The sequence below is a fragment of the Bradyrhizobium sp. ERR14 genome, assembly GCF_014198235.1.
Lineage (GTDB): Bacteria > Pseudomonadota > Alphaproteobacteria > Rhizobiales > Xanthobacteraceae > Bradyrhizobium.
The window spans coordinates 68,918-94,816 of record NZ_JACIHD010000018.1; the positions used below are offsets into that span (position 1 = coordinate 68,918).

Annotated in this window: 23 protein-coding genes, 1 other RNA gene and 3 pseudogenes; 17 read left to right on the forward strand and 10 right to left on the reverse strand. The window is 65.0% G+C overall.

Translation table 11 applies throughout. The features are described from left to right. Positions 1-2: 2 nt before the first annotated feature. The 3 genes and pseudogenes from GGD62_RS32035 to GGD62_RS32045 form a co-directional block, all read right to left on the reverse strand. Positions 3-764, reverse strand: coding sequence for a tripartite tricarboxylate transporter TctB family protein (locus GGD62_RS32035; RefSeq protein ID WP_183257524.1), 762 nt, complete (start codon positions 762-764; stop codon positions 3-5). Between the two features lie 95 nt (positions 765-859). After that, positions 860-1,386, reverse strand: a pseudogene (locus GGD62_RS32040) (chromate transporter). Beyond that, positions 1,383-1,691: pseudogene (locus GGD62_RS32045) on the reverse strand (chromate transporter); the annotation flags it as partial. The pseudogenes GGD62_RS32040 and GGD62_RS32045, both read right to left, overlap by 4 nt. Before the next feature lie 132 nt (positions 1,692-1,823). On the opposite strand from GGD62_RS32045, the gene ssrA reads away from it, so the two are divergent. The 8 genes from ssrA to GGD62_RS32085 all read left to right on the forward strand — a co-directional run bounded on the left by ssrA (position 1,824) and on the right by GGD62_RS32085 (position 8,276). Beyond that, positions 1,824-2,189: a transfer-messenger RNA gene (gene ssrA / locus GGD62_RS32050) on the forward strand. Between the two features lie 115 nt (positions 2,190-2,304). After that, the gene (locus GGD62_RS32055; protein ID WP_183257525.1) at positions 2,305-2,823 is read left to right on the forward strand and encodes an SspB family protein; all 519 of its coding nucleotides are present in this window, start codon (positions 2,305-2,307) and stop codon (positions 2,821-2,823) included. Between the two features lie 89 nt (positions 2,824-2,912). Then, the gene (gene fumC, locus GGD62_RS32060; RefSeq protein WP_183712229.1) at positions 2,913-4,376 is read left to right on the forward strand and encodes a class II fumarate hydratase; all 1,464 of its coding nucleotides are present in this window, start codon (positions 2,913-2,915) and stop codon (positions 4,374-4,376) included. Positions 4,377-4,657: 281 nt separating this feature from the next. Further along, a complete protein-coding gene (locus GGD62_RS32065) occupies positions 4,658-4,861 on the forward strand; it encodes a DUF4169 family protein (RefSeq protein ID WP_018319703.1) in 204 nt (67 codons plus the stop codon). Further along, positions 4,858-5,109: a ribbon-helix-helix domain-containing protein gene (locus GGD62_RS32070; protein WP_018319702.1), complete on the forward strand. Its 252-nt coding sequence runs from the start codon at positions 4,858-4,860 to the stop codon at positions 5,107-5,109. Before GGD62_RS32065 ends, GGD62_RS32070 begins: the two co-directional genes overlap by 4 nt. A 114-nt stretch (positions 5,110-5,223) precedes the next feature. Beyond that, a complete protein-coding gene (locus tag GGD62_RS32075) occupies positions 5,224-5,499 on the forward strand; it encodes a FeoA family protein (protein WP_018319701.1) in 276 nt (91 codons plus the stop codon). Positions 5,500-5,536: 37 nt separating this feature from the next. After that, the gene (locus GGD62_RS32080) at positions 5,537-7,408 is read left to right on the forward strand and encodes a ferrous iron transporter B (protein ID WP_183712161.1); all 1,872 of its coding nucleotides are present in this window, start codon (positions 5,537-5,539) and stop codon (positions 7,406-7,408) included. A gap of 427 nt (positions 7,409-7,835) precedes the next feature. After that, positions 7,836-8,276 (forward strand): hypothetical protein, encoded by a 441-nt coding sequence (locus GGD62_RS32085; RefSeq protein ID WP_183712163.1) that lies wholly within the window; start codon positions 7,836-7,838, stop codon positions 8,274-8,276. A 115-nt stretch (positions 8,277-8,391) separates the two neighbouring features. On the opposite strand, the gene GGD62_RS32090 is transcribed toward GGD62_RS32085, so the two are convergent. Then, positions 8,392-9,153: an outer membrane protein gene (locus GGD62_RS32090; RefSeq protein WP_091961499.1), complete on the reverse strand. Its 762-nt coding sequence runs from the start codon at positions 9,151-9,153 to the stop codon at positions 8,392-8,394. Between the two features lie 159 nt (positions 9,154-9,312). Next, complete coding sequence (locus tag GGD62_RS32095; RefSeq protein ID WP_409333976.1) at positions 9,313-9,654, reverse strand: hypothetical protein; 342 nt, start codon at positions 9,652-9,654, stop codon at positions 9,313-9,315. A gap of 218 nt (positions 9,655-9,872) precedes the next feature. Between GGD62_RS32095 and cax the strand changes: the two genes are divergently transcribed. Continuing rightward, positions 9,873-10,976, forward strand: a complete 1,104-nt coding sequence (gene cax, locus GGD62_RS32100; RefSeq protein ID WP_092253355.1) for a calcium/proton exchanger — start codon at positions 9,873-9,875, stop codon at positions 10,974-10,976. Between the two features lie 167 nt (positions 10,977-11,143). After that, positions 11,144-11,641, forward strand: a complete 498-nt coding sequence (locus GGD62_RS32105; RefSeq protein WP_183712165.1) for a GNAT family N-acetyltransferase — start codon at positions 11,144-11,146, stop codon at positions 11,639-11,641. 154 nt (positions 11,642-11,795) lie between these two features. Here GGD62_RS32105 and GGD62_RS32110 read toward each other — a convergent pair whose 3' ends face one another. The 4 genes from GGD62_RS32110 to GGD62_RS32125 form a co-directional block, all read right to left on the reverse strand. Then, positions 11,796-12,038 (reverse strand): hypothetical protein, encoded by a 243-nt coding sequence (locus GGD62_RS32110; RefSeq protein ID WP_092253357.1) that lies wholly within the window; start codon positions 12,036-12,038, stop codon positions 11,796-11,798. A 34-nt stretch (positions 12,039-12,072) separates the two neighbouring features. Continuing rightward, complete coding sequence (locus tag GGD62_RS32115) at positions 12,073-13,191, reverse strand: DUF2336 domain-containing protein (protein WP_183230652.1); 1,119 nt, start codon at positions 13,189-13,191, stop codon at positions 12,073-12,075. A gap of 359 nt (positions 13,192-13,550) precedes the next feature. Then, positions 13,551-17,162 (reverse strand): AsmA-like C-terminal region-containing protein, encoded by a 3,612-nt coding sequence (locus GGD62_RS32120; RefSeq protein WP_183712167.1) that lies wholly within the window; start codon positions 17,160-17,162, stop codon positions 13,551-13,553. 143 nt (positions 17,163-17,305) lie between these two features. Next, the gene (locus GGD62_RS32125; protein ID WP_183233189.1) at positions 17,306-18,535 is read right to left on the reverse strand and encodes a cytochrome P450; all 1,230 of its coding nucleotides are present in this window, start codon (positions 18,533-18,535) and stop codon (positions 17,306-17,308) included. A gap of 128 nt (positions 18,536-18,663) precedes the next feature. On the opposite strand from GGD62_RS32125, the gene GGD62_RS32130 reads away from it, so the two are divergent. Both GGD62_RS32130 and GGD62_RS32135 read left to right on the forward strand, forming a co-directional pair. Continuing rightward, on the forward strand, positions 18,664-19,290 hold the full coding sequence (locus tag GGD62_RS32130; protein WP_183235153.1) for a TetR/AcrR family transcriptional regulator: 627 nt from the start codon (positions 18,664-18,666) through the stop codon (positions 19,288-19,290). Between the two features lie 132 nt (positions 19,291-19,422). After that, on the forward strand, positions 19,423-20,349 hold the full coding sequence (locus tag GGD62_RS32135) for a catalase (RefSeq protein WP_183712231.1): 927 nt from the start codon (positions 19,423-19,425) through the stop codon (positions 20,347-20,349). 23 nt (positions 20,350-20,372) lie between these two features. Here GGD62_RS32135 and GGD62_RS32140 read toward each other — a convergent pair whose 3' ends face one another. Continuing rightward, a complete protein-coding gene (locus tag GGD62_RS32140; protein WP_183712169.1) occupies positions 20,373-21,305 on the reverse strand; it encodes an AraC family transcriptional regulator in 933 nt (310 codons plus the stop codon). Between the two features lie 389 nt (positions 21,306-21,694). Between GGD62_RS32140 and GGD62_RS32145 the strand changes: the two genes are divergently transcribed. The 5 genes and pseudogenes from GGD62_RS32145 (at position 21,695) to GGD62_RS32165 (ending at position 25,782) form a co-directional block, all read left to right on the forward strand. Beyond that, positions 21,695-22,654, forward strand: coding sequence for an AraC family transcriptional regulator (locus tag GGD62_RS32145; protein ID WP_183712233.1), 960 nt, complete (start codon positions 21,695-21,697; stop codon positions 22,652-22,654). A gap of 15 nt (positions 22,655-22,669) precedes the next feature. Further along, a pseudogene (locus GGD62_RS32150) lies at positions 22,670-23,012 on the forward strand (helix-turn-helix transcriptional regulator); the annotation flags it as partial. 97 nt (positions 23,013-23,109) lie between these two features. Continuing rightward, a complete protein-coding gene (locus GGD62_RS32155) occupies positions 23,110-23,430 on the forward strand; it encodes a hypothetical protein (protein ID WP_104463432.1) in 321 nt (106 codons plus the stop codon). Positions 23,431-23,535: 105 nt separating this feature from the next. Beyond that, positions 23,536-24,741 carry an NAD(P)/FAD-dependent oxidoreductase gene (locus GGD62_RS32160; protein ID WP_183712171.1) on the forward strand — a complete coding sequence of 402 codons (1,206 nt, stop codon included), beginning with the start codon at positions 23,536-23,538 and terminating at the stop codon, positions 24,739-24,741. A gap of 87 nt (positions 24,742-24,828) precedes the next feature. Continuing rightward, the gene (locus GGD62_RS32165) at positions 24,829-25,782 is read left to right on the forward strand and encodes an MBL fold metallo-hydrolase (protein ID WP_183712173.1); all 954 of its coding nucleotides are present in this window, start codon (positions 24,829-24,831) and stop codon (positions 25,780-25,782) included. Positions 25,783-25,899: the final 117 nt, after the last annotated feature.

The following is a 25,899-nucleotide window of genomic DNA, read 5'->3' on the forward strand; positions in this document are numbered from 1 at the left end:
CCTCACTGGATCATGAAACGCGGGTACATCGGCATCGGCAGCCCGAGCACGTAGGGAAAAAGAATCGCGCAGCCGATCGTCAGGCAGGCGCCGACGATGGCGGCCTCCAGCCAGCGCGTCTCATGCGACCCCGTCGCGGCGATCATGAAGCTCGCAAAGGCCGTGACCACGAGGCCGAGCGGCCGGATCGCCAGCGCGAAGAACAGGATCGCGGCCATCACGAACAGCGGCCCGCGCCACGAGTAATGGGCCATCGTCGGCCCATCGGTCAGAAGTCCGGTCAGGGCGATGCCGGCGGACAAGGCGACCAGCAGTCCGCCGAACATCCGCGGCGCGGTGCCGGCGCCGAAGGAGAAGCCGCGCATCCCCTGCAGATCGCTCGAGGCCCACAGCGCAAACAGGGCCAGCGCCATTAGGATGACCCCGCCGACATAGTCCTGCGCCGACCTGATGGTCATGAACAGCGTGACGATCGCGACCACGAAGATCGGATAGGAATAGATCAGCGCCAGCAGCACCTCGGACGACGCCTTCTTGGTGTCACCGGTGGCCGCTCCCATCAACGTACTGGGCGCGCCGGCGAGCAACGCGGTGACGTGGCTGATCACGACCGTGGCCGGGCCGCGTCCCGCGCCCCAACCGAAAATCGTCCCTATCGACCAGATGAATTCGAAAATCTGCGGCGCAATCGCCAGCAGACAGAAGCCGAGCGCCACCTTGGTATTTCGGGTGGCTGTCGCCGTGTGGCCCATCGTATCGGCCATGCATGTCTCCTCCGCGACCGGTAAGTCACGAGCACTGTTGTTCTAAATCGGCTGGAACTGGGTCCCCCGCCCGGATCACTGCCTAGCGATTTTCATTACACAATGCCAGCAAAACCCAACAGTCCCCCGGCGAGCAGGAGCCAGAGTGGATTGATGCGCGGGACCGCGGCGATCACCGCAACCATTGCGGTCAGAAGCACTGCAGCAATTGTGCGATCGGTCGACTGGGCCAGGATCAAGGCACTTGCCGCCATCAATCCAATCGAAAGCGGAACCAGTGCAGCTTGGATCAAGCCGGGCCAGCGCGATTTGCTGGGCCGATTGAGGAGGCGGCTGACATAATAAGCAAGCAGCGCCGTCGGCAGGCACATCGCCAGCCGTCGCCGCCAGTGCGCCGGGGATGCCGGCGACGGCATAGCCGATTAAGGTCACGATAAGCACGTTCGGACCTGGCGAGAGCTGCGCGATCGCGTAGGCGTCGGTGAACTGCTTGTCGGTCATCCAGTGATGCACCTCGACCGCGATGCGGTGCATCTCGGCCACCGCCGCCGCGGCGCCGCCGACCGCGAACAGCGACATCAGTCCAAAGGTGGAGCGCCCAGATCGGATTCTCGGGCTTCATGCTGCTACTTTCCGCCGCAGGAAAAAAGTGGCGCCGACACTGACGGGGATCGCGACCAGCAGCACCGCCGGAAGCGGCAGGCGAAGCACGCCGATGGCGAGAAACACGCCGGCCATCAGGATCAATGCGAGGGGATCCGTCCGCTTCAGCAGCGGCGTCATCATGCGGACCACTACTGCGATCACGAGGCCTACCGCCGCGCAGGAGATGCCGGCGAGGCTGCGGCGCAGCACGTCGCGGTCGCCGTAACGGGCGTAGATGATCGCAAGCACCGTCATGATCAGCGTCGGCGGCAGCAACAGGCCTGGCGCTCGGCCGGCCGGTGCTGAATCCTCGGACATCTCAGAAGCTTAGAACGCCGGCCGCGGCGTCGCTAAGGCCAAGCGCGCCTCCGTCCGGAACCTATCCCAAGGGAACTGCGCGGGAACGTTCAAAACCCCCTGTTTTTCAAACCCTTTGCGCCCTATATTGGGGCTGCCGGTTCGCCGGCTATGGAAATAAACGGTCGTCGCAATAAACCATTCGGACCCGGGGGCGGTACCCGGCGCCTCCACCAAAGCCCACCAACGGGTCATCCCGAAGCGGGCTTTGGCGGGGGCGAAATAGGATCGACGAGGGCGTAAAGGGCGTACTTTTTCCCGGTATTGTTCCGCCGTTATCGGGCTACTGCAATAGTTGCCAACGACAACTTTGCTCCGGTTGCTCAGGCTGCGTAACGCAGTTTGAAAGACCATCTTAAAGTCCTAACGGGTTAAGCTCCGTTAGGCGGGGTTCGGAGGCACCTGGCAACAGAAGCCTCCACTTTACTCTTGATTTCTTCCCCGGCGGGGACTCCTGCTGACCCGTCAGGCGCGGTACTATTGCGGCTTGGCGAGTCGGGTCGGCACGGTCCGGCTTCGGGGATGCAACAGGACCACCATGGCGACCGATCATATCCGATACGATGTGCTGGCCCGCGACGCGCTGCGCGGCGTGCTGCGGAAGGTGCTGACCGATGCCGCGGCCCAGGGCCTGCCGGGCGAGCACCATTTCTTCATCACTTTCGTGTCGAAGGCCGAGGGCGTGAAGCTGTCGCCGCGGCTGCTGGCGCAATATCCGGAAGAGATGACGATCATCCTGCAGCATCAGTTCTGGGATCTGACCGTGCTCGAGGACCGTTTCGAGGTCGGCCTCTCCTTCGGCGGCATTCCGGAGCGGCTGATCGTGCCGTTCAGCGCCATCAAGAGCTTCCTCGATCCGTCCGTGAAATTCGGCCTGCAGTTCGACACGTCCGACGTCGCCGAGGTCGCGCCCGAGACGCTGCCGACAGCTCCCGCGCCGTCGGCCGTCGCCGTGCAGACGCCTGCCACTGAAACGGCGGAAGGCACGGAGGAGCCTGCGGCTCCGAACCAGGGCGGCGCCGAAGTCGTGCGGCTCGATCGTTTCCGCAAGAAATGATCTAGGTTGGGGCCGAAGCCATCGCGCCCGGCCAAACTGTCTATATAGAAGAGCACATGAAACGGCCGCGCGGCATTTCGGGCGGCAGGATGGATGTGCTCATGGCCAAAACTGCCCGCTCGAAGACTGACCGCTCGAAGACTGCCCGCTCGAAGACTGCCCGCCCCAACACCCGCATCGAGACCGACAGTTTTGGCCCCATCGAGGTCCCCTCCGATCGTTATTGGGGGGCGCAGACCGAGCGCTCGCGCCAGAACTTCCGCATCGGCACCGACCGCATGCCGATCTCGCTCGTGCACGCGCTCGGCATCGTCAAGCTCGCGGCGGCGCAGTCCAACCTCGAGCTCGGCCTGCTCGACCGGCGCCGCGCGGGCGCCATCATCCGCGCCGCGCGCGAAGTGATCGAGGGCAAGCTCGATGACCATTTCCCGCTTGTCGTGTGGCAGACCGGCTCGGGCACGCAGAGCAACATGAACCTCAACGAGGTGATCGCAAACCGCGCCAATGAGCTGCTCGGCGGCGAGCTCGGCGCCAAGAAGCCGGTGCATCCCAACGATCACGTCAACATGAGCCAGTCGTCGAACGATTCGTTCCCGACCGCGATGCATATCGCGGCCGCAAGCCGCATCAATGCCGATCTCATTCCTGCGCTCGATGAGCTGCTCCGCGCGCTGCGCAAGAAGGAGAAAGCGTTCGCAAAAATCGTCAAGATCGGCCGGACTCATACGCAGGATGCCACGCCCCTGACGCTCGGCCAGGAGTTTTCCGGCTATGCCGCGCAGGTCGAAAGCGGCATCGCCCGGCTCAAGGTCGCGGTGAAGGACCTCTATCCGCTGGCGCAGGGCGGCACCGCCGTCGGCACCGGCCTCAACTCGAAGCCGCGCTTCGCGAAGCTTTTCGCCAAGCACGTGGTCGGGATCACGAAGCTGCCCTTCACCAGCGCCGCCAACAAATTCGAGGCACTGGCCTCCAACGACGCCTACGTGCTGGCGCATGGCGCCATCAACTCGGTCGCGACAGGGCTGTTCAAGATCGCCAACGACATCCGCCTCCTGGGATCAGGCCCGCGCTCGGGGCTCGGCGAGCTGATCCTGCCGGAGAACGAGCCGGGCTCCTCGATCATGCCGGGCAAGGTCAATCCGACCCAGTGCGAGGCGATGACCATGGTGTGCTGCCAGGTGTTCGGCAATCACACCGCGATCACGGTGGCCGGCAGCCAGGGCCATTTCGAGCTCAACGTCTACAAGCCCGTGCTCGCCTACAACATGCTGCACTCGATCCGCCTGATGGCGGATGCGGCGCGATCCTTCACCGAGCATTGCGTGAGCGGCATCCGTGCCGACGAAAAGCGCATAAGTGAGCTGATGCAGCGTTCGCTGATGCTGGTGACGGCGCTCGCCCCGAAGATCGGCTACGACAACGCCGCCAAGGTGGCCAAGACGGCCCATGCCAACGGCACCACGCTGAAGGAGGAAGCGCTGCGGCTCGGCTTCGTCTCGGCCGACGAGTTCGATCGCCTGGTACGCCCCGAGAAGATGACCAGCCCGAAATAGAACTCCGAATTCCGATAGCCATCCGTAATGATACGGACGCTCGGCGCCCTAGAAATGTGCGGCTTTGGGGGCGGGATTTGATTACCGTCAATGTTCCGGCAGGACGGCGTGCTACGCAGCCCTTCCGCCCCTCGACGGGGGCGAAATTCATCGTTTGATGGCCCGAGAGGCCGATTGACGAGGACAAGCGAATGGCGATCAAGTCTTGTGGGGCGCAGTGCGGCACCCTGTTTCTGAGTGTTTCATCCTGCCTGGAAAGGATCGGATGATGGAGACGCGGCATGGGGAACGTCATCAACCTGAATCGTTTCAGGAAGCGCGCCGAACGGGAAGCCTCGGCGAAGCAGGCGGACGCCAACCGGACGAAGTTCGGCCGCACGAAGGCGGAACGGTCGGCGCAGGAGACGCGCGCGGACAAGGCGAAGGCGCATCTGGACCAGCATCAGTTGGACCAGCACCAGATCGATCGCGAGGAGCAGCCATGAAGTCGCCCGTCGTGAAACGGTCGATCGTCGTCGCCGGGCACAAGACCAGCGTCAGCCTGGAAGAGGCGTTCTGGAACGGCATGAAGGAGATCTCCGGCTTGCGCAACATGACGTTGTCCGAGCTGGTCGGCGAGATCGACAACAACCGCCAGCAGGGCAATTTGTCGTCGGCGATCCGCCTGTTCGTGCTGGACTACTTCAAGAGCCGGGCCATGGCCCCCCAGCCGGACAAGGTCGCGGCCCAGTAGGCGCCGGGGCGCCTTCGACGGCGCTCCGCGACCTGCACTTTAAAATCACTCTAAGGTGCGGTTTCAGCGAGCGCGCGCGCTTGACCTCAATGCCTTGCGTTGAAAATACAGGGCATGACCGACACCAATGACACGCGCCCGCACATGCCGCTGGGTCTGGCCCAGCGCGGCTATACCGGCGTCATCCAGCATCTTTCCGCTCGCGAGGCGGGCTCGGCGCTCTCCGACATCGAGCTCGAGAGCCGCCTGATCGAGCTCGGCTTCGTCGAGGGCGCCCGGGTCGAGGTCCTGCACGAGGGGCTGGTCGGGCGCGACCCGATCGCCGTGCGGGTCGACAGCATCACGATTGCGGTCCGACGCCGCGAGGCCATGGCCATCATCGTCGCCTAGACAGCGACCGGACCTCTGATCCCGGACCAGTGATTCCATGGAATTACCCCTGCTGCATCTCGCCCTGGTGGGCACGCCGAACAGCGGCAAGACCTCGCTGTTCAATGCCCTGACCGGCAGCCGGCAGAAGGTCGCGAACTATCCGGGCGTCACCGTCGAGCGCAAGGAAGGCTTCTTCGTCACTCCCCTGGGACGTCAGGTCTCGGTGGTCGACCTGCCCGGCACCTATTCGCTGCGCGGCCGCAGCCCGGACGAGGAGATCACCCGCGACTTCGTGCTCGGCAAGGCCTCCGGCGAGACCGTGCCCGACCTCGTGCTGTGCGTGGCCGATTCGACCAATTTGCGGCTGACCATCCGCCTGCTGCTCGAGCTCAAGCGCACCGGACGGCCGATGCTGCTCGTGCTCAACATGTTCGATATCGCGGCCCGCCGCGGCATCACCGTCGACACGGAGCGGCTCGCCAAGGAGCTCGGCCTGCCCGTGGTCACCTCGATCGCGGTGCGCAAGGGCGGCACCGCCGACCTCTTGAAGCTGACCGACGAGGTCTCGGCAAAGCTCGCCGCCGAGGCGGAGGCGAACAACTGGCGCGCGCTCAGTGTCTCCGAATTGCGCGCGACCCAGCGCGAGGCCGACCGCATCATCGCCGACTGCGTCAGCCTGCCTGCCAGGCCCGACACATGGACCGCGCGGATCGACGCGATCGTGCTGCATCCGGTTGGCGGCCTCGTCGTGCTCGCGCTGATCCTGTTCGTGATGTTCCAGGCGGTGTTCGCCTGGGCGCAACCGGCAATGGACGTGCTCAAGTCCGGCTTCGACGCGCTCGGGGAGCTCGTGCAGGCCACCCTGCCCGACGGCCTGTTGCAGAGCTTCCTGCAGAATGGCGTGATCTCCGGCGTCGGCAGCGTCATCGTGTTCCTGCCGCAGATCATCCTCATCTTCCTGTTCATCCTGCTGCTGGAAGATTTCGGCTACATGGCGCGCGCCGCGTTCCTGATGGACCGCATCATGGGCGGCGCCGGCCTGCACGGCCGCGCTTTCATTCCGCTGCTGTCGAGCTTTGCCTGCGCCATTCCCGGCATCATGGCGACGCGCGTGATCGACAACAAGCGCGACCGGCTGACCACGATCCTGATCGCGCCGCTGATGACCTGCTCGGCGCGTATTCCGGTCTACACGCTGATCATCTCGGCTTTCATCCCTGCGAAGGACGTCTGGGGCTTCATCAACCTGCAGGGCCTCGTGATGTTCGGCCTCTATGCCTGCGGCATCATCAGCGCGCTTCTCGTCTCGTTCCTGATCAAGTTCTTCATGCTGCGCGACTATGCGCCGGCGCCGTTCATGCTCGAGCTGCCGGACTACAAGATGCCGCGGTTGAAATCGATCGTGATCGGCATCTTCACCCGCGCCAAGATGTTCCTGTACCGCGCCGGCACCACGATCTTCTCGATGATGGTGCTGATCTGGTTCCTGGCCTCGTTCCCGCAGCCTCCGGCGGGCGCGACCGAACCCGCGATCGACTTCAGCCTCGCCGCGATGATCGGCAAGGCACTCGAACCGCTGCTCGCCCCGGTCGGCTTCAACTGGCAGATCGCGGTCGCGCTGATCCCGGGCATGGCGGCGCGCGAGGTCGCGGTCGCGGCACTCGGCACCGTCTATGCGATCGAAGGCGGCAAGGAAGCGGCCGAGCAGATCGGCCAGGTGCTGGCGACGAAATGGTCGCTCGCCACCGCGCTGTCGATGCTGGCCTGGTACATCTTCGCCCCGCAATGCGCCTCGACGCTGGCCGTGATCCGGCGCGAGACCGGAAGCTGGACCTGGATGGCCATGACCTTCACCTACATGCTGGTGCTGGCCTATGCCGCGAGCCTCCTGACCTACAACGTCGCGGTGGCGCTGGGCGCCGGCTAGCCCCTCCAAAACAAAAATCGCGAAAAACAACCCCATGCACAGTAGACGGGGGCTGTGAAATCAATGGCTTACGCGCGGGCGAGAGTCGTCTCGGCTGCCTGGTCGGGCGAAAAACTGGCACGATGCCATTCTCCCGAGAATCATCGATGCCGCACAGGTCTGGCTCGCAAGTCACGAGCTTTGCCGACGCGCGACCAGACTGCTGCGAAGCTGCGGCAGCGGTCGAGCTGCATGCTGCTTCCGAGGCGCGGCATCGTCGGGCAAAGCATGGATGCAATGACATCATCAAAGAGTCGCCAGGACCAGGTTGGAGATATTTCGCGCACTTGATCTGGATCAAGCTGCCTCGCGCAACGAGTCGGAAACTGGCGGAACGTCGTCGCAAGCTGGGCCATTGTGGGGGCACGGAGCGACCGGGATGCCGTTATTGGCCTATTTCTGGAAGGTCGGAGCGGCGTTGCTCGCGCTCCTGTTCGTTGCGGACTTTTGTCTGCCCGGCGCGCAAGTCGCCGAGAGGACGATCGCGGATCGGGCGATCATACGCATTCACTCGGACCGCAAATGGCCCGAGCGTGTGGTCCTCGATATGACCGCGCCAGTGATCGTGGCGGTCGCATCTGCACCTTCGACTACAGAGCCTCCTTCCCTCGCCCGCACAGAGCCGCCGGTCATTCGGGCGGAGACATCCGCGGTTGCCAATGCACTCGCGATGGCGCGCGCGGACTCGCCGCCGCGCGAATCCGTCGAGCACAAGCGGCCGCGAAGGCCGCAACACATTGCGACGCGATCGAAACGACACCCGACGCCACAGATGGTCCTGGCGGCGCGGCAACCACAGTTCGGGTGGTTTGGCTACCGGGACTGGTGATCGCAATGGCGCTCGTGCGGCACTCGAACACGCCGGACATTCTCGCGTCTGTTCATCTCCCACGAAAAAGGCCCCGGTCGATGCCGGGGCCTGAGTTCACTGGGAAGACCTGAGATCAGTAGCGAGCCGTGACCGGCGCGCCGTAACCGCCGAAGCGATAGTTCAGCCGAAGTGTGACCATGTCGATATCCTGGGTGACGCCGCTGCCCGTGAGCGCGAGCCCGCCGGGCGTGACCACGCCGGCTGCGAAGGCGGTGTTGTCGCGCCCCATCCAGAGATGGTCGTACTCGACACCGACCGACCAGTTCGGCGTGAAGCCGTATTCCCAGCCAACACCGAGAGCACCGCCCCAGCGCGTGTGACCTGCGGAGGCGAGGCCAACGCCCGTGACGTTGTTGAAAATGTCGAAGCGATTACGGGTCACCGCCGCGCCGCCCTTCAGGTAGAACAGCGAGGCGTTCCATGCCCAACCTACCTGGGCCGTGAAGAGCCCGATGCCATCTGTCTTGCCCGTGGTCGAGACCAGCGGATCAATCAGGCTGACACGCGTGTTCTTGATCTCGGCCCAATCGCCCTGCGCTTCCAGGCCGAGCACAAACTGATTGGTCTGCCAGCGATACCCGAGCTGTCCGCCGATCAAGCCGCCGGAGCGATCGGCGCAACCACTTGCGAGCGTCCCTGCGGCCGTCACGAAGTCCACGCAGCCACGGCTCTGCCCCCAGCCGCCGTTGGCGCCGATGTAGAATCCCGTCCAGTTATAGACTGCCATCACAGGTACCGGCGGCGGCGCTGCCTTGACAGCCATATCGGCAGCCATGGCCGGAGCCACCATGCTCAGCGCCGCGAAGCCGATCGCAGCTATCGAGAGCTTCTTCATCGTCGAATCCCCTTTTCCTAGATCTCTGCCGTTCAAAAATTGAGCCTTATGCAGGCTGGCGTGCATATTGCGAACGTCTCGAAGGTTACGCGCGAGGGAAGCTTTGGCTCGTACCAAAATGGCAACACTCAAGCGCCACGTCTGTGCACGATAACGTGCTTACTCGCCATCCATCTCGGAGCGCGAAGTGCTGTCTTGTTCGTCGGCAAGCCAGGCGTGGATGCCGGAGGATGGGATGAGCCGCCTGGGAAGATGGGGGTTGATCGTGCCTGCAAAGACCGCAAGCCCCTCGTCGAGCCTGGCACGCGCGAACAGCTTGGCTTCATGCTCGGTCGCGAAAGTCTTCGTCTCACGCGGACTCCGCTGTCTCAAAAGTAGCCCCCGTTTTCGAACTTCAAAGGTGACGTACCAAGTCGGAATCATCGCTCGCACCAACGCCTCGCCAACCAGCCCGGTTGCTGTTGTGGTTTGGCCGTGATCGCAGCGCTTGATGCAGATCAACTCGAATGGCTTGTCGATTTCGCCAGCGAGGAAGGCCAGATGCAGCGCAGCAGCGGCGGGAGCTGCCGCCTATGGCGCCTATGGCTATCGCCGGGCGTGCGGATATCAGCCGCCCTGCTATTGAGGCGCCGGTTCGAAGGCGCGCAAGCCGTTGAGCTAGATCAACACCGGGCCCCTCTCCGGCGGCAGCGTCGAGGTCTGACCGCGAAGGACGGACTATGAATGCGCTGCTCAGGGAAATCCGGCACAGCCCGCTGCTGTGGCTGCTGATTGTCGTGCCCGTCGTGATCGTGCTCGAGCACGTCATGCCGGACGCGCATACGCTGCTGTTCGTGCTGGCCGTGATCGCCATCGTGCCGCTCGCGAGCCTGCTCAGCCACGCGACGGAGGCCGTGGCCGAGAAGACAGGCGATGCGGTCGGTGGGCTGTTGAACGCCACGCTTGGCAATCTCACGGAGCTCATCATCGCGGTCACAGCGTTGCAGGCCGGTCAATACATGCTGGTCAAAGCCTCGATCGCGGGTGCGATCGTGACCAACTCGCTGTTCATGCTGGGCGCATCGCTGTTTCTGGGCGGATTGAGGCATCGCGTGCAGGAATACAACCGGGCAGGTGGCAGGCTCCATTCCGCGCTGCTGCTGATGGCCACGATTGCGCTGTTGTCACCCTCGGCCGTGGCCGATCTCGACTTTCCCGGACACGAGGCGACGGTGCAGCGCTTGAGCACCGCCTTGGCGGTCCTGCTGATCGCGGCCTATGGTCTCAGCCTGCTGTTCTCGCTGAAAACGCACAAGGAGCTGTTTGCAAGCAGCGACCATGGCGAGGCTGGCGGCCCGATACTGCCGCTTGCAATCGCCGTTCCGACACTGGGGATCGTCACCGTGCTGGTTGCGCTCGTGAGCGAAATCTTCGTCGCGTCGGTGCAGAAGGCCGCCGAAACGCTCGGCATGACGCCGGCATTCGTCGGGTTCATCGTCGTTGCCCTGGTCGGGGCCGCGGCCGAGATGGCCGTGGCGTTTTCCGCGGCACGCCGCAACCGGCTCGACATGAGCGTGAGCATCGCGCTCGGAAGCGCCAGCCAGATCGCCTTGTTCGTCGCACCCGTTCTCGTGCTGCTGAGCTACGTTGTCGGGCCGCAGCCCATGGATCTTCAATTCTGGCCGGGCGCGGTGACCATGGTCATGATCGCCGCCGTGGTGACGAGCTTCGTCACCAATGGCGGACGCTCCGCCTGGTTCGTCGGCGCGCTCCTGCTCTGCATCTACGCGATCTTCGCGATGACGCTCTACATGGTCCCGCCCGGCTCGCACGGCCCGGTCTAAAGCATGATCCGGAAAAGTGCGCAGCGGTTTTCCGAAAAGATCATGCTTGAACAACGACCTAAAGCGCCGCGCGCCGGTTGACCTGTCGGGCAAAACAGCGGCACGATGGCATCATCGGCCTCGATAACATCCAGATCGCGACCAGCTCCGGGCGACACTCTGCTTCCATGAATCGCTTCAGTACCGACAACCTGAACGCCGAGCGGCTGAACGAAAGTCACCTCGACGACCTCGTCGCGCTCCATCTGGATCCCGAAGCGTCGCGTTATCTCGGCGGCGTGCGCTCGGCGGAGGCTACGGAGAAATATCTCGTCGCCAACATGGCGCATTGGGATCAGTACGGCTTCGGCCTGTGGACCCTGCGCACGAAAGACGGCGCCTTTGCCGGACGGGCGGGCATCCGGCACATCCTGGTGAATGACGTCGACGAGATCGAGATCGCCTATGCGTTCGTGCGCGGCGTCTGGGGCCGGGGATTTGCCAGCGAGATCGCGACTGCGCTCACTCGGATCGGGCTGTCACAGCTCGAGCTGCCGTCTCTCATCGGCATCGTCTATGTCGCAAACGGCGCATCGCGCCGTGTGCTGGAGAAATCGAATTACCTGCTCGAGCGGAGCGCGAACCGTCACGGTGAGGACGTGGTGATCTACCGCATCCGTCGATGAAAGCCGCGGGTCCTCCTGCGCGGTGACGACGTAACCACCGCGCAAGAGGTTGAGCCGCCCAGCCCCTTAAGGTGCGATGCGATCAGGATGGAGCGTCATCGCGCTTTAGCTTGTTGTTTATGCATGATGACGTCGCCGCGCGGCCTCGCGGATCCTACCTGAAATACCCCAACACGAGATCGATGTCGGAGCTTCCGGCCACCGTGCCGGTCAGTTCGGCGTCGATGACGCGGCGGCAGGCGTCGATCGCGGCGTGGTCGCCGAGGTCGTTGGCGGCTTCCAGCACGAGCCAGGCCGCGTCCACCGACGCCTTGTCGGGTGCTCCGCCGCCGAGATCGGCGGTGACGGCGCTGTTGAGGTTCTTCTTGCGAACCGCGGTGCCGAATTGAGGCAACATTGCAAATACTCCCCTTCGAATTCCGGGACGATGCTCAGTGGACCTGAAGCTCGGGCTGACGGCCGCCGGCGGCGGAATCCGCGGTCTTGCGCGACTGGTAGAACTTCAAGACGCTGCGCGAGGTCTCGATCTTGAGCCGGCCGAAATCGCGCTCGTTTTCGTGCAGCTCGCGCGCCGTGATCAGATGATCCTTGGCGCCGAGGAACAGCAGCGACATGGTCGTGTCCCAGGAGAAGTCGAGCGCCTTGCACAGCACCAGAATCATCTCGCGGTTGCGGTCCATCATCGCGCGCTCGATCACGTCGACCGGCAGCGCCGACAGCAGCGACAGGCCGATCTGCACCTCGTCGAAGCGATGCTGGCGCGCATAGTTCGAGATCGAATCCTGGTTGAGGTTGCCCTGGCGATGCTGCGTCGTCACCACGCGCTTGGCGACGAAATAGCTGCGCGAGGACGGGCCGAACTTGGACTGGAGATCGCCGGTGACCTCGGTCACCGAGCTCTGGATCTGCGCCATCATTTCGGGCCGCTCGGTCTCGAGGCGGCGGCGGACGTCTTCCGACGCCTTCGAGATCAGCTGCTGGAAGATGTGGCGCGGCACGTCCTTGCGCAGGCCAAGCTGCTCGGCGAGGATCGAATCGCCTTCGGCGCGCCGGACCATGTGCAACAGGCCCGAACCGGAGAAGCGCGCGCCCTCGTTCCTGGCCACCGACGTCACGACCTCCTGATCGCCGCGCTTGACCAGCACGTCGGTGACGGCCTCGCCGATCGATTTGCGCTGGGCGATTGCGAGCAGATGCGACTGGCCCTTGGTCATGGCGCTCTCGACCAGCATCTTCTCGTCGAGACGAGTGGAGTCGCGCAGCACGGGACCGGCGACCTCGATCTCGTCGTCGAGCGCCAGCTTTTCGATGACGTTGAGCGGAGCATGATCGCACGCCGACATCAGCTCCGAGAGCTGCGCCCGCGCAGCGACCTCGATCTCGTCGGCGAGCCGCCCGATGACCTCGCCGAACATGCTGATCTCGTCGTCGCTGTAGCGGCCGGTGATCAGAATGTCGGTCGCATGCCACAACGCCTTTGCCCGACTCTCGTCAGTGCCGCGCGCGATCGCGTCGTCCAGATCCTGTAGAAGCGTTTTCGCCCCGTTCATCTCGATAACCCCAATTCTTGGCAGTTCTTTTGGCGCGCCGCCCCGCCGCTCGTGGCGGGACACCGGATTCCCTGGGAACTGACGCTAGAGATCAAACGCGAGAATTCGGTAAAATCGGCAAATCAGTTTTGCCGGGCAAAATTCATTCAAATGCGAGGGAATGGGTTTACGGGCGGACAAGGCGGCTCGGAAGGTGCGCTCCCTCTCCCGCTTGCGGGAGAGGGTTGGGGAGAGGTTGTCTCAACGGAGAGACTCCCAATGTGGAGACATCCCCCACCCGGCGCTTCGTGCCGACCTCCCCCGCAAGCGGGAGAGGTCGCACCGAGCCCGCGGATTCATCTCTCTAAACAAGGGCACCCTTACGGATTCTGCGGCGTCAGCACCAGCGGCGGCTTCGGCTTGGGCTTGGCGGGCGGCGGACCCGGAGCGGGCTTCACGTCGATGGCCGGCGGCAGCGGCGCAAGCTGTTGGGCAAGCGGCGGGCTTGGAGCTGCGGGAGCGGCCTGCGGAGCCTTCGGCAGCGGCGCGGCTTTCGGCTTTGACGGCGCGCGGCGCGGATCCTGGCCCGGCAGCGGCACGTTAACCGGCGCCTGCTCGGGCGCTGCATCCGGAGACACCAGCGTCGGCAGCGCCGCGGTCGCCGGCGGCGGCTCGCCGCGCTCGATGGCGTCGAGCCGCCGCGTCTCGCGGTCGATCGTGCGCACCGCAAGCCAGGACGACAGCGGCGCAAGGTCGATGGTGCGATTGAGCTTGTCGGGAGGGCCGGCCGCGAACAGCTGGATCTCCGGCGGGGCGCCGGAGAGGCCGGTCATGATCGGCGTCAGGCTGGCGCGGATGTCGGCCTGGTCGGCGGGAATGTCATAGCCGCCGGAGACGATGGCGCGGGCGTTCTTCGCTTCCAGGGGCGTGGCGCCGACGCGCAAGCGACCGTCGCGGATCGTGAACGGGATCTGCGCCGAGGCCACCGCGATCGGCGCGGCGGCAAGCGCGGGCTCGACCAGCTGGCGCAGGCGGTTGTCGTCGGCGACCTGGCCGCCATCGCTGGCGCGAATCGCGATCTCGAAGGCGCGCGGATTGAGGCCGCCGATTTCCGCGGAGTGCAGCGTCACCGTGCCGTTGCCGGCGAGCGCACCGGTGAGTGCCGCGACGCTGCGGCCCTGGCTGGTCAGCGCCATCTGCACCGAGGCGCGCCCCTTCGGCAGCGCGAGATCGCGATAGCGCAGCGTCGCCGCATCGACATTGCTGAGATCGATGCGCGCGTTCAGCGCAAGACCATTCGCGCCGTTGCGTGCGTCGAAGCTCGCCGACATCTCGCCGCCACTGAGACCGCCCTTCAATGCATCGAGTGCGAGCGACTGGCCGTCGCTTCGCAGCGTGCCGCCGAACGGGCGCAGCTCGATGCCGCCGGGCAACATCCCGCGCAACGCCTGGAAAGCGATGCGGCCGCGCCAGCCGCCCAACAACCCCGCGCTCAGCGGCTCGCCGGACTCGTGTCCCGCCGCGCCGATCGCCATCGCCAGCGCGGGCGCCAGATCGAGCGTATCGAGGCCGACTTCGCCGTCGATGCTCCTTTCCTGATCGAGCGTCACCGCCAGATGACCGCGCAAATGCGAGCCGGCTGCATTGCCATCGAGATCGTCGAAGGTCAGGCGGTTGCCGGAGAGCGTGAGGCGGGAGGACAGGCTGACGGCCTGCATCGATTTGCCGGCCCGGCTGGTCCCGAACAGCGGCGCCAGATTGGCGTTGCGCACGCGCAGGTTCACGCTGGCTTTCGGCTCCGACAATTCGACGCTGCCCTGCGCATCGGCGTCGAGCCCGCCGCCGCTGAGCTTTGCGTTCAATTGCAACGGCCGCCGCCATGCACCGGTCAGCTTGCCTTCGAATTGCGACGCGCCCTCGCCTGCGGCCACCACGCGATCGAGCCCGAGCAGCGCCAGCAGCGCGCCGGCCTGCGGCGTCGATATCTTCGAGTCCAGCGTGAAGTCGCTGTTGCGCAATTTGTCGATATCGATGCCGTTGACCGCCGCCACCGGCGTCTGCGCAGCCAGCGTTGCACTGGCCTTGAACTGCGGCGCGTCGAGGTCGAGCACGGCGCGGGCATTGCTGCGATCGGCATGCTCGGCATTCCTGTCGAGGCTGAGATCGAGCTTGAGACGGGTCGCGCCTGGTAATGAGGGGATGGCATCGAAACGGGCGCGGACCGCAGGCGCAAACGGCTCGATCAACGCGGTGAGCTCGCGCAGCGCATTGGCCGAGGATTTCAGCGCGAGCTTGCCGGTGGCCTTGGTGCGGTCGAAGCTGCCGCTCGCCTCGGTGGTCACGCCGCTGGCCTGGCCGAAGCGCAGCTGCTCCAGCGACAGCGATGCCGGGCCGTAACCGAGCTTTGCCCCGAATGGCCGCAGCTCCTGGCCGGCGGAGATGGCGCGGCCGATATCGAGCGAGAGCTTTGCCTCTTCCGGCCATTCGCCCTGCGGCCCCGCAAGCGCGCGCACAAAGCTCGCGGCGGCGTCGAGATCGAGCCGGTCGGCCTTGAGCTCGGCGTCGATCCGCGAGCCCTTGCTCGCGCCTGTTTGCACGAAGGCGATGCGGCCCGTGACGGCGCCGCCTTCGATATCGGCCTTCAGCCTGTCGATGGCGAGATGGTTGGCGGCGATGGTCACGTCGCCGGCAAGGCGCAGCGGCCGCGTGCTGCGGCGGTTGACCTCGCTGCGGCCCTGCAACCAGGCCACCAGCGCGTCAGGATCGGAGGATTCGACACTGAGACGACCGCTGAAACTGTCGGCGCCGGGAGCTGCGCCGTTGAGCGAGAGTTGCGTCATGCCGGGCGCGCGCAGCTCGAGCCGCTGGAAGGTCCAGGACCTTCCATCGGTCTGAAGCTCGGCCGCGATGTTCTGCAGCGGGCGGCCGCCAAGCATGATCTGGTCGGAATTGAACTCGATCTGCGCCGGGATCGGAGCCTGCGGAATGGCAGCCAGCCCCGCGCGCAGCGCCGGCAGGATGCGAAGCGGCTCGGCATCGTCCTTGCCCGCGAGCCTGTCGGCATCGACCTGGCGCGCCGACAGCACCGCGCGCAGCAGCGGCGAGGCGCCGAATTTGAGGTCGCCGACGCCGCCGAGCTTCAGCGCATTGTCTTCAGCGCCGAAGCTCGCGTCGATCTGCTCGAACTTCGCACCGGCTGGATCCGCCCTAAGCTTGGTCGTGAGCTTCCACGGCGTTGGACCCGCCTCGCCCGCCTTCTTGACCGCCGGTACGGCCAGCGTCAGCGCACCGTCGAATTTCGGCAGGCGATTGTCGAAGGCGAGCACGCCTTCGAGATCGGCGAGGATGGCACGCTCGCCGGGATCGATGTTGAGGTGGAGACGGGTGGCGCTGCCGTCGGCGCTCGGGCCGGAGGAGACGCGGAACGGATAGCGCACCCCGGCGGCGGTGAACCTGCCGTCGCCGCGCACCGAGCCCGCGAGTGAGCGGACGTCGCCGGAGAAGGCGATGTCGTTCAGCTCCAGCGTCGAGCGGCTGGCGGCATCGTGGAGCGCAATGCGGCCGGTGAGATTCACCCGCTCGATGGCAAGCGAGGCCAGATTGAAGGTGCCGCTCGCGGTGGAGGGCAGATCGACCCGCCCCCGGGCATCGAGACCAAGATCGACCGCCATGCCGCCCACCGAAAGCTCGGTGGCGCGCCATTCGCCGCGCATCAATGAGCCCAGGCTGAACTCGACATCGAGCTTGTCGGCGCGCAGGCGGCCGAGATCGTTGTTGCCGCCGAAGGTGACCTGGCGCAACCGCAGCGTCGGCGCCGGCAACAGACGCGCGTCGAGCTCGCCCGCGACCCGCACCGGCACGCCGATGATCTTGCCAGCCTCCGCCTCGAACTGGGGCCTGAACTGGTTCCAGTCGACGTAGTAAGGCCCGATCAGCGCGGCCAGCAGCGCAATAATGAAGGCAATCGCCAATCCGAGCAGCGTCGTCTGCACGGGTCTCCCCTCGGCCAAACCGGCATCCGGACCAAACCCTGGCCTTAGTGGACTTCAGGCGCGCCGGAACAGCCCCTTATATAGGGGGAAGTGTGGCGAAGTCACAGCGACTGTTGCGCGCGGAGGTTAATGCCAGACCGCCCTCACCAGCTCGCCGGCAGCCGCTTCAGGCCGCGCAGCACGAAAGTTGGCCGCCATTCCGGGTTTTCGACGTTGTCGATGCGCAAATCGGGCAGCCGCCGCAGCAGCGTGGCAATGGCGATCTCGGCCTCGATGCGCGCCAGCTGGGCACCGAGGCAGAAATGGATACCGCCACCGAACGACAGCGGTTTCACATTCTGGCGGGTGACATCGAGTTGGTCGGGCCGATCGGGATAGACCGCGGGATCGCGGTTGGCCGAGCCGAGCAGGCACAGCACGGTCTCGCCCTTGGGGATCCTCTTGCCGCCGAGATCCTCGATCTCCTCCAGCGCGACGCGTCCGGTCATCTGCACCGAGGAATCGTAGCGCAAAAATTCCTCGATCGCGCCTGCCATCAGCTCGGGGCGCGCCTTGAGCAGCGCAAGCTGGTCCGGATTGCGGTGGAGCGCGAGCAGGCCGTTGCCGATGAGATTGACGGTGGTCTCGTGGCCGGCGCCGAACAAGAGGATGATGTTGGCGGTCAGCTCCTCGTTGGTGAGCTTGTTGCCGTCCTCCTCGGCCTGCACCAGCTGGGTGGTGAGATCGTCCCCGGGATTCTTGCGGCGCAGCTCGAACAGCTGCTGGAAATACATCTGCGCCATCAGGTTGCCCTCGTTGCCCTTCCTGATCTCCTCGGCAGTGAGCGGCACGGGGTCGAGCAGCCGCCCGCCGTCACGCGAGCTCTTGTAGAAGACCTCGCGATGGTCCTCGGGGATGCCGAGCATCTCGCAGATGATGGTGACGGGCAGGCGGAAGGCGAAATCCTCGATCAGGTCCATGTGGCCACGCTCGATCACGGCATCGATGGCCTGGTCGACGATCTCCTGGATGCGCGGCCGCATGTCCTCGACGCGGCGGGCGGTGAAGGCCTTCACGACGAGGCCGCGCAGGCGGGTGTGGTCGGGCGGATCGGCCTGCAGCATCCAGTGGCTCATGCTGCGGAACACCGGCTCGTCCATGATGGCGGCGCTATATCGGCGCTTGGAGCGCTCGACGAAATCCTTGCCGAAGCGCTTGTCGCGCATCACGAGGCTGACGTCGGCGTGGCGACTGGTGACGAACTGGCCGAACGGCGTCACGTGGATCGGATCGTTCGTGCGCAGCCGTTCATAGTGCGGATAGGGATCGCGGATGAAGTCCGGCGACAGCGGGTTGAACAGCGGTCCGCCTGCGCCTTGCACGTGCTCGTTCATGGTGACCTCAATCGGTTGCCGATGACACGAATACGCCGATCGCAGCCCCACTGCCCGGCGTAACCATCCCTGAATTATCAACTCGATACATTGTTGTATCGAGTTGCATTCTGCCCTAACCTCGTCCGATGTCAAGGGTGAGAACCAGACCGACCAGGGACGATACGCGCGACAAATTGTTCGAGGCGGCCGCGCGCGTGTTCGAGCAGGACGGCATCGGCGGCGCCAGCATCGAGGCGATCGCGGCGGCGGCAGGCTTCACCCGCGGCGCGTTCTATTCCAACTTCAAGAGCAAGGACGAGCTGATCATCGCCATGCTCGAGGACCATGTCGAGCAGTCGATCCGACGCAACCTCGACATCCTCGCCCAGCACGACAATCTCGACGACTTCATTGCTGCGCTGAAGGCGATGGACCGCTCGCGGCAGGATCCCCTCGCCCGCTCGCCGCTGCTGCACATGGAGATGATCCTGTTCGTCGCCCGCGCCGAGAAGCGCCGTCCCGAGCTTGCCAAACGCCTGCGCGCGCGGCGCAAGCTGGTGGCCGACATCGTCGAGGCGACGTTGAAGAGCAACGGACGCAACGACAATCTGAATCCGCCCTGGATGGCCTCCGTCGTGCTGGCGCTCGAAGACGGCTTTCGCCTGCACCGGCTGATCGATCCCGAGACGACGCCTGCGGATAGCTTCTTGCGTGCGATCACGGATTTGCGGCGGAGGACGGGGCTGGCGTCGGACACGGGGGCGTCTTCATAGCGCGCGGTGGCCCCGAGCAAGCGAGCCGCGAGATTTGTCGCAGGATCGGACAAGGCGCGCCCGCTTTGGGAAAGAAGCTCGATCCGCCCTGCGTCACAAACGAGCGCCATCGTTCGAACCCAGGGTTTCGTCCTGCCTCAGTTCCCCAGCGGCGCTGCCACGCCGACGTCTGTTGTCGATGCCCTGAAGGCGGTTGCCGGGCTTCCGCCAAAGGCACGGGCGAGCTTTTCCTGGGGCCAATGCGTTCGCGGCACCTACACCCCGTCGCATCAGGCCGAGGAGATCACCAGATCCCGCAGCTTCACCAAGCCGTCCCGGGTGCTGGCGCGGTTCTCGGCGGACGGCTGCACCCCGGATGCGGTGGTCACTGACAGGTGCTCGCTGCGTGGCTTCAGCTTCCGGCTCGGCAGCGAGGGGCAGCGCTCCGCGATACTCACCCAGAGCGCGCCGGTTCATTTCGCCAGAACACTCGACCAGATGCTGGCGTTCCTCCAGGCGCGCATGCCGGGACCGGACGGCAAGCAGGACATGGCGCAGGTCGAGGCATTCTCCGCCGCCAATCCCGAAACGCTGCATCAGGCAAGCTACCTTGCCGTGCACCCGCCACCCGCAAGCCTTGCGTGCACGACCTATTGGGGCGTGCACGCCTTTCCCGCGACGAATGCAAAGGGCGAGACACGGTTCATCAAATTCAAGGTCGCGCCGGTCGGCGAGGAAGGCAGGCCGCCCGAGGACGCCGCTGCAGCCGAGTCCACCGGCCTTCTGCGCGGCGAGCTCGAAGCCCGGATCGGGGCACGCGATGTCAGGTTCAGCGTGATGGCGCTGCTGGACCGGCCCGGCGACCCCGTCATGGACGTGACCGAGCGTTGGCCCGATGAGGATGCGCGCGAAGCGGTACGCCTCGGAACGATCGTGATCACGGGCACAGAATCAGACGAGGCGTGCGACGGGTCCGCGTTCAATCCGGCCAATCTTGCCGACGGCATCGGCCACCCGCCGGACGAGATGTTTGCAGCGCGCAGCGCCGCCTATGCCATCTCTCAGGCACGGCGCCGTTGAGCGGATGGCGTCTTGAGCCCGGATCACGTTTCGCTTTCCGGCACGCCCTGCGCCTCGCGGCGCCACATTCCCGGGCTCATCCCGACCACCGAGGAAAATACCCGGGTGAAGTGGCTTTGATTGGCGAACCCGGCCGATATCGCAATCTCCGCCAGCGACAGGTCGCGCACCGTCATCAATTGCTTGGCCGTGTCCACGCGCTGGCGCAGCAGCCATTGGTGCGGCGGCAGGCCGGTGGAGACGCGAAATGCACGCGAAAAATGACTGACGGACAGATCGAACTCGGCTGCGATCTTGTCCAGTGAGAGCTTTCCGCGGAGATCGGATTCCAGCCTTTCGCAGGCCCGCTTGACCTGCCAAGGAGCAAGGCCGCCGCGCGCCGGCTCGGCGGCGCACCGCAATCCGCCGTAGGTCGTCGCAACATGTGCGGCGAGCGCGAGCATCATGTGGTCGATGAAGAGCTGGTTGGCCTCATCAGGCTGGCGCAATGCCGCCAGGAACGATGCGCCGAGATGGCGGATCGTCATATCGTCATGGCCGACGCCGGGCTGATAGGCGAGTTCGCCAATCCTTGGCGCGCCGCCTTGCCTCGCCATGTCGTCCAGCACTGAACGGGGCAGATGGAAGAACAGAGAATGGAAAGGCTTGTCGATCACATAGCGCGGATCGCGTTTCAGGTCGTACAGATAGGTGGCGCCGGCGCGGATATCGCTCTTGATCACGCAACGGCCACGCTCCCAGCACTCGCAATCGGCGAAATCGCGAAATTTGAGGCTGACGAGATAGGCGTCCTCCGAGGGCATCGAATCGGAAAGACGCGGCATGGGATGGTCATCCCGGGTCTCGGTGACGGCGAGCTCGGCGCTGCGCAGCGAACGCGTGACCAGCGTTGGCGGCGCATCTTTCAGATGCAGAAACCGTTCGACCCTCTGCGCGAAGGCAGCTGCCTGTGTCATGGCCGTGATCTCGTATGAGAGGGGACTTGGGAGCGCGGCGCCATCGCCAAATCACCCCTAATTATCCGACATCGCCAGGCGACGGTCCAGACCAGCGCGTCGGAGCGACAGCCGTATGACGGCCCGCCGCATTATTGCCTCAGATCGCCTTTCACGAGCAATTTCAACGGGTTTTGTTACCTCTCGCGCAATCCCGGCTCAATGCCTCGGCAAGCGCGTCGCCGGCCCATCGTGCGTTTGTGAAAGCGCGCGCCGGCTTGGAGCAGGATCGGACAAAGCATCACCGCTTCAGGAAATACGCGGAACCTTCGCAGCGCATAGAACACGCGCCGACCCGTACAAGTACGGACACTGATCGAAAGCTTGAGCTGATCAGGAGGAGCCACCCAATGACCGGGAGCACTGCACCCATGCGCAATCCCTCGCACCAGGGCTTGCCACCCCCGCCGGGCTCACAGCCGCACGATCGCTCGAGCTCCGAGCGACGCGCCGATGCGGAAATGGCGCGCGTGCTCGGGACCGAGCCACTTCGCATGGCACTGGACTCCTCCGGCGCCGGGATTGCCCATTGGAAACATGATCGATTGCACGACGTCGTCAAGCCCATGAGCCACCACGTGATCATGGCCCATAACGGCATGGTGCAGCGCATGGAGCGGCGGACAGGAAAATCGGTTGCGATCGGCACGTTTCGTCGCGGGGTCGTGGTCATCATTCCGGAAGGATCAAGCTCCCGCTGGGACATTCCGAAGCCCGTGGATGTGGTTCAACTGTATCTTCCTGATGCAACGTTGAAGCGCGTTGCTCGCGAAGCCGAGATCACGGGAACGAACGAGCTGCTGGAGCGGACGGCGCATCCTGATCCCATTACGTCTCGGCTGCTCCTGAGCGTGGCTGATACGCTGGGAGGCAACGAAGCCCTGGATACGCTGTTTCGGCATCAGCTGACGGATCTTCTGACCACGCGCCTGCTGGTTGCCCACACAGGTTCGCCAGCCACGCTGCAGCCGACCATGGGCGGGCTGTCGCCGAAGATCCTGCTCCGTGCGATCGAACGATTGCGCTCGGACAGCGATGCGGACGTCTCGCTTGATGCTCTGGCTTCCGATGCCGGATTATCGCGCTTTCACTTCTGCCGTGCCTTCAAGGAGAGCACCGGCCTTTCCCCGCACTCCTGGCTGCGCCAACACCGGCTCGAGCAGGCCATGAAGATGCTGCGCGACAGCGACGAAGCGGTCGTCTCGATCGCCGCGGCGCTGGGCTATTCGTCGCAGACGGCGTTCGCAGCAGCCTTCAGGAAGCTGACCGGCGAGACGCCGAGCGACTGGCGCAGGCGGCACGCGCGCTAACGAGCCCCGCCGATCCGGTCCGTCATCGGCGGACTGTCAGCGACGACACTTAACCGCGCGATCCAGCGCCTGCGGTCCGAAGTCGAGACGGACCTATCACTCGCCGCGCTGGCGTCGGATGCCGGGCTGTCGCGCTTCCGTTTCCGCCGCGCGTTCAAGGAAAGCACTGGACTTTCACCGCATGCCTGGCTGCGCCAGCACCGGCTCGAGCAGGCCATGAAGATGCTGCGCGACTCCGACGATTCGATCGTCTCGATCGCAGCTGCGCTTGGCTATTCCTCGCAAACGGCGTTCGCAGTCGCCTTCAAAAAAGCTGACCGGCGAGAGCCCGAGCGACTGGCGCAGGCACAAGCGTTAGCAGCAATCGCGATGCAACCGCGGCAATCGCTCTGGCGCAGCGGCAGATTCGATCCGCTAGACCATCACCGTGCCAGACCAATCGACGGAGACCGAAGATGACCTGGAAAAACTTCATCAGCCGGCGGGTGATCGCTTCGCGACGCCGAGGCCTTGCAACCGCAACATTGTACGGACTCTCGCTGGCCGTTCGCTTCACGTCGGCGACGGGCGAGCAGGTCGAGATTCCGGCGCAAGCCATGCATCCGACCTACCCGCTGGTGTCCATCATGACCCGGGATGGCTCCGGTCTTCCCTACCAGGACTGGGGCCCGAGGACGACTCAGCCGGTCGTCTTTCGTCAAGGTTGGCTACGCCAAAGTTCGTTGCACCAAGGCTGGCCATCGAGTTCGCCGCTGTCGCGCTGCGCCGCGCCTTAAGGCCGGCGATTCACTTCACCTCTTCGTGCCGTCACCGAGCAGCGACGGCGCGCGCACGGACTTCGAAACGCAGAGATCGAAACGCAGAGATCAAGGAGTAAACTCATGCGACTGGTCATCATCGGCGCCGGCTTCGCCGGCATGTACGCCGCCCTTTCCGCCGCACGCCTGCGCGAGATCCAGGGCGTCTCGCCAGACCAGCTCGAGATCGCGCTGGTTGCCCCCGAGCCGACGCTCGTGGTTCGCCCGCGGCTCTATGAACGAAAGCCCGAGACCCTGACGGCGCCCTTGCTCGACGTGCTCAGGGCCATCGATGTTACCTATGTGCAGGGCATTGCCGAGACGGTCGACACCAAATCGAGCATGGTGAAGATCGCGACAGTGAAGGGCACGAAGAAGACCCTCTCCTACGACCGCCTCGTCGTGACCACCGGCAGCCGGCTGTTTCGCCCCAACATTCCGGGCCTTGCCGAGCACGGTTTCAGCGTCGATTCGCTCGCGGATGCGATCACGCTGGACAAGCATCTGCATGGCCTCGCCAAGCGGCCCGCCACGAACGGGCGCGACACGGTCGTCGTCTGCGGCGGCGGCTTCACCGGCATCGAGGCGGCCACCGAAATGCCGGCGCGGCTTCGCGAAATCCTCGGCACGAGCGCAAAGACTCGCGTCATCATCGTCGAGCGCAACAATGCGATCGCGCCCGATATGGGCGCAGGCCCCCGCCCGGTCATCGAGGAAGCCCTGCGCAAGGTCGGCGTGGAGACACGGATCGGCGCCGGCGTCGCCTCGCTCGATGAATCCGGCGTTACGCTATCGAGTGGCGAGCACATCGAAACCGAGACCGTGATCTGGGCGGCGGGCATTCGCGCCGCGCCGTTGACGACGCAGATTCCCGCCGAGCGCGACAGTTTCGGCCGGTTGCTTGTCGACCGCTGCCTGCAGGTGACAGGCGTTCAGGGCGTCTTCGCGGCCGGCGATGCGGCGCGTGCGGCCTGCGACGACGAGGGCAATTACGCGCTGATGTCGTGCCAGCACGCCACGCGGATGGGCGCCTTCGCCGGCAACAATGCCGCAGCCGAGCTGCTCGGCCTCACGACCAGGCCTTACCACCAGAAAACCTATGTCACCTGTCTCGACCTCGGCGAAGCCGGCGCGCTGTTTACGCGCGGCTGGGAGCGCAACGTCGAGATGGTCGGCGACGTCGCCAAGAAGACGAAGCGGGAGATCAACACGGTCTGGATCTACCCGCCGCGCGCCGAGCGTGCCGCCGCGCTCGCGTCAGCCGATCCGGAACGCGTGACTGATCTCTAGACGCCCACCTGATGACGGCCGCGCTCCTGCGGGCGCGGCCCGCTGCAGCCCCTCAACAATCCACATGCGAACAGAGGAGTCTCAAAGATGAATCAGATGATTTCTCACGCTCAGAAGGAGACGAACATGAACCTGCACGACACCACACATTTCGACAGAGCGCGGTCCGACGAGCTGGTTCCGTCGCGTTATGCGCTCCGTGTCGGCGAGATCGACGTGATGGTGATCAGCGATGGCGTGCTGACGCCGCCCGCGGAGTCGATGGCCACCAACGCCGACCCGGCTGCACGAGGCGCGTGGCTGGACGACATGTTCCTTTCACGCGACGCGTTCGATTGGGCGCTGAACGAGGTCGTGGTGCGCAGCGGCGACCAGACCATCCTCATCGACAGCGGGCTCGGTGTGGAGTACCCGGACTTTCCGCGAGCCGGGCAGCTAGGCTCGCGACTCGATGCTGCCGGCATCGATCTTGGATCGGTGACCGACGTGGTGCTGACCCACATGCACTTCGACCATGTCGGCGGGCTGCTCGTCGACGGGGTGAAAGAGCGGCTGCGTCCGGACCTGCGGATTCACGTGGCTGCGGCCGAGGTCAAGTTCTGGGCAGCGCCGGATTTCTCCCGCACCGCCATGCCGCCGGCGCTCGCCGACCTGGCTCGGCGCGCATCCAGCCAGTTCCTGGACGCATACCGTAACCAGTTGCGCATTTTCGAGGAGCAGCACGAAGTGGCGCCGGGCGTGGTCGTCAGGCGCACCGGCGGTCACACCCCCGGGCACAGCGTGGTCCGCCTGGCGTCCGGCGGCGACCGGCTGATGTTCGCCGGCGATGCCATATTCCCGGTCTCGTTTGACCACCCCGAATGGCACAACGGCTTCGAGCACGATCCCGAGGAGGCGACCCGCGTCCGGATCGGGCTCATGCGCGAGCTGGCGGAGACGGGCGCGTGGCTCGTCGCCACGCACATGCCGTTCCCGTCGATCGGCCGGGTAGCGACCGCAGGCGACCTGTTTCGTTGGGTCCCGACCTGGTGGGACTACTAACCGCGTGTTGGATCAGGTCGCCCCAGAACGCCCCAATCTCCGAACACCTCAAAGCATTGACCGCACTGCCCACGGCAGACGCGCGGTCACTTACTGAACTGCGTCAAGACAGAACGA